This is a genomic window from Streptomyces sp. NPDC057543, assembly GCF_042801895.1.
GTDB lineage: Bacteria > Actinomycetota > Actinomycetes > Streptomycetales > Streptomycetaceae > Streptomyces.
Map to the genome: position 1 here is coordinate 1 of NZ_JBHVFF010000394.1, position 6,188 is coordinate 6,188.

Genomic DNA, 6,188 nt, shown 5'->3' on the forward strand with positions numbered 1-6,188 from the left:
GCACTGACTACGACGAGGCAATCGCCTTCCTCACCCTCAAGGCACCCGACGTCGCTGAGGCCGCTTGACAGATCAACCGCATCGGATGTCTGGCGGAACAAGCACGCCGCCGATCAACGGCTACGCGAGATCGTGAACAGGGCAAACGTTGCCTGACGCGGCACTAGCTGCGGCGACAGGGAGCGAATGGGCCAACTGCTCGGGCAGTTGGGGGTGAGGCTGCCGGGCCGAGAGGGGCCCAACCAGAACCGGCCGGTCCCGGCAGCCCCGGGTGGCGGGCGGGCTTTCCGGGGCTGCCGGCCGGGTGGCGTGATGCGGGGCCCCGGAGGGAGGAGGCAGTTGCACCAACGCCGGTCTATCGGGTGGGCCACGGGCAGCGGCTTGTCAGCATCGTCCACTCCCGGTCCGTCTGACCGGGCACGACACGCCCTGCCTCACTCCATCGGGCGGCCAGCGCGGCGTAGATCGGCTCGTCTGCGGGGAACGCGACGGCTTCACCGGTGCAGCCGGCCGCACCGGTAACGGGCACCGTCCGCACAATCCTCACGGTCATGGTCCTACCAACGCGCCGGCACCGGGAAGGTCACCCGCGGGTCGTGCGGCGCTGAGTGAGGGCAGCGCGGGCCTGGGCATCGTCGAGGAACACGGAAACCTCCCGCAGCGCGAAGCGCTTCACGTCCTCGGCGGTGACCGGATCCTGGCCAGCGCGGCGTGCGTGCGCGAGCTCTGCCGCGCCGAGGTCCAGCAGCCGCTCGCGGCCTGGGCCGTCGTGCGGCTGGTCGCTGTTGAGGGCGGTCAGTACCTGCCGCCACAGGCCCGTCACCGCCGGTCCCCGTCGCGCGGGCCAGGGCCGAGGGACACCATGTCCTGCGCGGGCTCGTCTGTCTCTTCGTCGGGGAGGTGAGCACCGAACGGGCCCGGGGTTCCATGGGGTACACCCAGGCACGGGGCGCCCTTCATGCGGTGCGGAGGGTCGTAGATCACGATGTTCTTCCAGGTCAGGAGTCGTAGGCCCAAGCGCCACTGTGCCGGTATTCCTCGACCGGAATGGGCTCGACGCCCGACCGCATCCGCGAGGTATAGAGCAGACCATCGAGGTGATCGACCTCATGTGCGACGAGCCGGGCCAGGCCGCGCTCGTAGACGGTGGTGACCGTGGTGCCGTCGAGCGCGGTGGTCTGAACCGTGATCAACAGCGGGCGGGGCACCATGCCGCGGACATCGAAGAAGGACAGGCACCCCTCGTACTGCTCGTCGCCTTCCTGAGACGTCTCGGTGATCCGCGGGTTGAGCAGCACGATCGTCGGGGTGTCGCGGCCGGGCGGCTGGATGGCAGCGGCGGCCCGGCCGATGCCGATCTGCGGGGCCGCCAGGCCCATGCCCTTGGCGAAGGGGTGGACCTGCCCGATCCGCTCCATCGCCGCGTACAGCCGGTCGACGCACCGCTCAGCGGTCCCGCGCTCGGCGGGCAGCTCGAAGGGCAAGGCCGGCTCGGCAAGCAATGGGGCGCCGTACTGGACGACACCGATCTCACGCATCCGCTGACTCGGCTGCACCACGCTCACCTGGGCTCTCCCTGACTCGTATCGGGATGGAACGCGCCCGTAGGCGCCATTGGAGACGGTATCTGGCGTGCAGGGCCAGGGGTGGTCGTTGTCCAGGTAACACGCGCATCCCGTTCTCCTCGGTAGCGACCGGCGCGGTGGTCAGCAAGGCGGCCTCGGCGGTCATCGACGTCTCGGTGCCCCACACCACCGGGTCGAGGCGGGCGGGGAAGGCGAGCTGAACTTCGAGGCCGTCCACGCCCGGCACGCATCCCGTGCCCCGGGGACGAACTCACTGCAGAGCAGGCCGAACTGCGCGGGCGACTCCACAACCTCACCCCGGGAACCCATCCGTAAACCCTGTAAACCCGCTGGTCTTGTGTCCTGAACATAAAAGGGAGTTGGTTGTAGGACAGCTTCTGGAAATGGTGCTGTGCGGAAGATGAAGGTATTTGGCCCTTCGGAGCCGCCCTGCGGGGGGAGGCTTCAAACCGCCTCATGCTGCGTTAGCTGAAGACTGTCGTGGTGAGCGATGAGGAAAAGGCGTCCCAAGAGGCGTCAGGTGGGGATCGGAAAGACGAACGCAAGTGAATCGCTGCTGACGTGTCGAAGGGTTTCCAGTCGACATCAAAACCGGGGTGTGATCAGAACTCCGGGATGAGCCTGGCGGGTGCCCTTCTATTGGCCAGGTGGTGTCCGGCATGTAGGCGACGTGAGTCCGATCTGCGGCTTCCGCATGGAACAGGAGAAGGCAGGCACGGATACTGCACGCCGCGTGCCGGCGGCAAGAGGGAGTGCCCCAAGCAGCGGACACTGCAAGGGGTTGAGTACCGACGCGGAGCCTGCTGGGGACCGGCTCGTAGTAGTGCTGAAGCCCCTGTAATGGGGGTGGAGCGAAGGGGCCGGGTCGTTCGTGACTGTGTTGATCGCATCAACCGGACGTAGTCCGGGAGGAGTCCGATGGGCCAGTTGAAGTCTCAGACTAAGCCGTTTGAAATCTCCAAGTGGGAAGTCAAGGAAGCATGGGAGGAAGTCAGAGCGAACAAAGGCGCACCCGGGGTTGATGGGCAGAGAATCGCCGACTTCGAGAATGACCTGAAGGGTAACCTCTACAAGGTCTCGAACCGGATGTCGTCGGGCTCCTACTTTCCACCTCCCGTGCGCGCGGTGGCTATCCCTAAGTGGTCAACGCTCGAAGTCCTTCGGGGGTTGATCATGCGGTGAGACGGGCGGAGGATTCTTCCCGTCGATCGAGTGTGTGTCGGTCGAGCCTGGCCAGCAGATCGTCCAGGTCGGAGGTGGTGAACCTCCACTGGAACGGCTGTGCCGTGGCGTTGTAGCGGTCTTCGAATGCTCGGAGCCGGTCCCGGACCTCGCCGAGGTCCGTGAAGTCGTTGGGCGAGACGACCTTGCGCTGGACGATGGAGAAGAAGATCTCGATCTGGTTCAGCCAGGAGGCGTGCACGGGGGTGTGGACCATGACCGCGTTCGGAAACGCCCTGGTCAGGCGATCTACGGCCTTCTTCCCTCGGTGGGAGGAGCCGTTGTCGACGATCCAGAAGACGCGTCTGGCACTGGCGTAGGGCTCGGTGGTCATGACCTGGGTGACTAGGTTCATGAAGGGCACGATGCCGGTCTTGGGTTCGCAGCGGCCAAAGACACGGGCGCGATGGACGTCGTAGGCGGCCAGGTAGGCCAACGCACCGCCGCGGCCGTATTCGTGGTTGACGCGCATCGCCCGGGCCTGCCCGGGCGCCAGGGTCGGGTGGCAGCGGCAGCGCGCCTGGATGGAAGTCTTCTCGTCCGCGGAGATCACGTACTCGTCCTCGCCCAGCGGGACGCCGTCGAAGGTGCGGACGTACAGGTCCAGCACGCGCGCGGCCTTGGGTCGGAAGGCGGGGTCGCGCACGAAGATCCAGGACCGGTACTGCCAGGGCTTGAGCGCGTCCTGTTTGAGCCAGCGCCGCACGGTGGAAGTGGAGATCGACCCGGCGATGGACCGGGCGACCACCTCCCGGGCCAGCTCCGGACACGACCAGCGCGACAGCGGCGCGCCGGTCCCAGCGGGTAACTGACAGGCCAGCGCCTTGACCTCGGCAACCTGCAGCGCGGTGAACGAGACCGGCCGGCCGGACCGCTTACGGTCGGCCAGGGCGGGTAGGCCTCCAGCGGCGAAGCGGCACCGCCACGTGCGCACCGTGTCCACGTGCAGCCGCGTCTGCGCGGCTATCCGGGCATTGGGACGCCCTCGGGCCGCCAGTAGCATGATGGTTGCCCGCTGCCGGGCCTGATGCGGGGTCTTGTGGCCGTAGGCCATCTTCTTCAGCCGGTGGCGCTCGGAGGCGGTCAGCACGACGGGCACGGCGGAGGCGAGGGGCACGGGAGGAAAGCGGCCGATCCTTCGGGGGGCATCGGGGAACGGGCCGACACCAGGCCGTACCCGCCCCCGTATCCTGCAACGTCATGGCAACGCCCCCGGCGCCGCCCCCGAGTTGCTTTCGGGGAGATCTCCCGCAGGCCCGAATCTGTCCCCGACAACATGCAGACCGACCTCGACGCCCTGTCGGCCCGCTGCCGGAAGTACTGAGCCAGGCTTTCGACGGTCATCGTGCGGGGTGGCTCTGTCCGAGATAGACAGCACATGTTCAAGGGTTTGGGAGGCAGTTGGCGCCGAGGAGCGAGTCGAACTGTTCACGGGTATTCGACAGCGCCTTTGTCAGCGGGACTACGTTTCGGGGGGCTCTTACTGAGGGAGCTGTGGCTCCTGCGACGTCCGTTCGTCACCTGCGTCAAGTCCGGAGCAGAGCAGGTTGAATGCCTGGAGGGCCGCCGAGGCGACGGCATCGCGGGCGCGTGCGGGCGGTTCGCCGGACATGATGCGTCGTCGGAGCTCGCGTAGAGCGGCGCGGTGCGTTCCGGCGATGGCGCCCGCGAGGAGCAGGGGCAACGCGTAGCTGGCATCGCCGGGTGTGTCTGCGGCGTTCGGCGGATGTTCGGTCAGAGCGGTCGCCAGAGCGGCCTCGATGCGTTCGCCGATCTCGCGTTCGCGGGCGCGTAGGGCCGGGCTGTCCTGGATGACCTGCCAGAACGCGGGCGCTCCGGGCTGGAGCCCGAGCATGGGGTGGTCCTGCCGTAGGGCGGAGAGCAGGTCGTCGCGGACGGCTTCGATGGGGCAGGTGCCTGGGGTTCGGTCGCGTACCAGGGTGGCGAGGTGGTTCTCGACCTCGGCCTGGTGGTCGAAGAACAGGTCTTCCTTGGCGGGGAAGTAGTTGAACACGGTGTTGGTGGAGACGCCCGCGTGCCGTGCCACCTCGGCGACCGTGACCTGGTCGAAGCCGTGTTCCAGGAAGAGAGGCAGAGCCGCGTCGGCGATCGCCGTGCGGGTCTGCTGTTTCTTGATCTCTCGAAGGCCCATACCCACATGATAGTGTCACCACAAATTTAGTGTGACACCATGAATTTTTGGGGGCGACGGCGTGACCATGACCTTCGGCATCTATCCCGGCGGCATCCTGGGCGACGACCAGGGCATCATCCATCCGGTCCGACCGGACGAGCCGGACCGCATCAACGAGGCCCTCGACGAGCTCCAGGGCAACGCGGCCACGCTGGCGGTGCGCGCCTACCGCTCGTTCGCCGCCACCGTGATACCGCCGCAGCCCACACCCACCGATCCGCACGCCCACCTCCAGCTCGGGCGCACCCTGGACCTCGTGCTGCAGTTCCGCGAGCCGTCCGGTGTGCTGGACGGCTGGCCGGAGTTCGTCCGCCAGGCCGTCCGGGCCGGCGGACGCAAGCTGACGTCCGTCCAGATCTGCGAGGAGCCCAACCTCAACCTCCCCTCCGTCGACGGCAGCACCCCCAACGTCCTGAACGCGCTCGTCCAAGGCGTCATCGCCGCCAAGCAGGAGGCCCGCTCCCTCGGCCACCGCGTGGCCGTCGGCTTCAACGCCGCGCCGACCTTCGACCCGTCCGACACCTTCTGGTCCAACCTCGGCGCCCTGGCCGACGCGCGCTTCCGGCAGAGCCTGGACTACGTCGGCCTGGACTTCTTCCCGGACGTGTTCCACCCCATTCCCGAGGACCAACTGGCAGACGCGGTCACCGCGGTCCTCACGGCGTTCCGCCGCACCAGCCTGCCGCAGGCCGGCATCCCCGGCACCGTCCCGATCCGCATCTGCGAGAACGGCTGGCCCACCGGCCCCGGCCGCACCGAACAGCGACAGGCCGCCTCCCTCGACACGATCATCCGGACCGTCGCCGCCCACGCCCCCGATCTGAACATCGACGGCTACTCGCTCTTCGCCCTGCGGGACGCCGACAGCAACGCCGAAGGGCTCTTCCACCACTTCGGCCTGCTGCGCGACGACTACACCTCCAAGCCAGCCTTCGCGACCTACCAGCAACTCATCAAAGAACTGGACAACCTGCCGGTCACCTCAGCTCCGTGACGTCGCGGCTGCCAGGAGTCGCGGTGCTGTCAATTCTGGGGTTCTGGTGAACAGTGACTGGGCCCGGCAAGCAGTAGCGGCGGCGCTGACACGGCGGCTGTCGGCGTACACAGTTACGTCCCCAGCTTCGTACGGATGAATAGGGACAGTTGTTGATGCGGTGAGGCGTGGTGCTCGGCACTCTGCTGCTTGT

At 67.4% G+C, this 6,188-nt stretch carries 6 protein-coding genes; 2 read left to right on the forward strand and 4 right to left on the reverse strand.

All coding sequences use genetic code 11. From position 1 onward, the window contains the following. Positions 1-583: 583 nt before the first annotated feature. Complete coding sequence (locus ACFU8Q_RS37960; protein WP_384463658.1) at positions 584-823, reverse strand: hypothetical protein; 240 nt, start codon at positions 821-823, stop codon at positions 584-586. Positions 824-998: 175 nt separating this feature from the next. Then, entirely contained in the window at positions 999-1,565 is a 567-nt protein-coding gene (locus ACFU8Q_RS37965) for a peptide deformylase (protein WP_384463661.1), read from the reverse strand. 939 nt (positions 1,566-2,504) lie between these two features. On the opposite strand from ACFU8Q_RS37965, the gene ACFU8Q_RS37970 reads away from it, so the two are divergent. Beyond that, positions 2,505-2,768: a hypothetical protein gene (locus ACFU8Q_RS37970; RefSeq protein WP_384463664.1), complete on the forward strand. Its 264-nt coding sequence runs from the start codon at positions 2,505-2,507 to the stop codon at positions 2,766-2,768. Here ACFU8Q_RS37970 and ACFU8Q_RS37975 read toward each other — a convergent pair. Together ACFU8Q_RS37975 and ACFU8Q_RS37980 are read right to left on the reverse strand one after the other, a co-directional pair. After that, the gene (locus tag ACFU8Q_RS37975) at positions 2,758-3,924 is read right to left on the reverse strand and encodes an IS630 family transposase (RefSeq protein ID WP_384463667.1); all 1,167 of its coding nucleotides are present in this window, start codon (positions 3,922-3,924) and stop codon (positions 2,758-2,760) included. The two genes, ACFU8Q_RS37970 and ACFU8Q_RS37975, sit on opposite strands and share 11 nt — an antisense overlap. Positions 3,925-4,287: 363 nt before the next feature. Beyond that, positions 4,288-4,959: a TetR/AcrR family transcriptional regulator gene (locus ACFU8Q_RS37980; RefSeq protein ID WP_384463670.1), complete on the reverse strand. Its 672-nt coding sequence runs from the start codon at positions 4,957-4,959 to the stop codon at positions 4,288-4,290. 67 nt (positions 4,960-5,026) lie between these two features. Here ACFU8Q_RS37980 and ACFU8Q_RS37985 point away from each other — a divergent pair, with 67 nt between their 5' ends. Next, positions 5,027-5,995, forward strand: coding sequence for a hypothetical protein (locus ACFU8Q_RS37985; RefSeq protein WP_384463673.1), 969 nt, complete (start codon positions 5,027-5,029; stop codon positions 5,993-5,995). Positions 5,996-6,188: the final 193 nt, after the last annotated feature.

Bases quoted from the DNA above. Each gene is read 5' to 3' on its own strand.
- ACFU8Q_RS37985 (WP_384463673.1), top strand. From the start codon at position 5,027: ATGACCTTCGGCATCTATCCCGGCGGCATCCTGGGCGACGACCAGGGC.
- ACFU8Q_RS37980 (WP_384463670.1), bottom strand. From the start codon at position 4,959: ATGGGCCTTCGAGAGATCAAGAAACAGCAGACCCGCACGGCGATCGCC.
- ACFU8Q_RS37970 (WP_384463664.1), top strand. From the start codon at position 2,505: ATGGGCCAGTTGAAGTCTCAGACTAAGCCGTTTGAAATCTCCAAGTGG.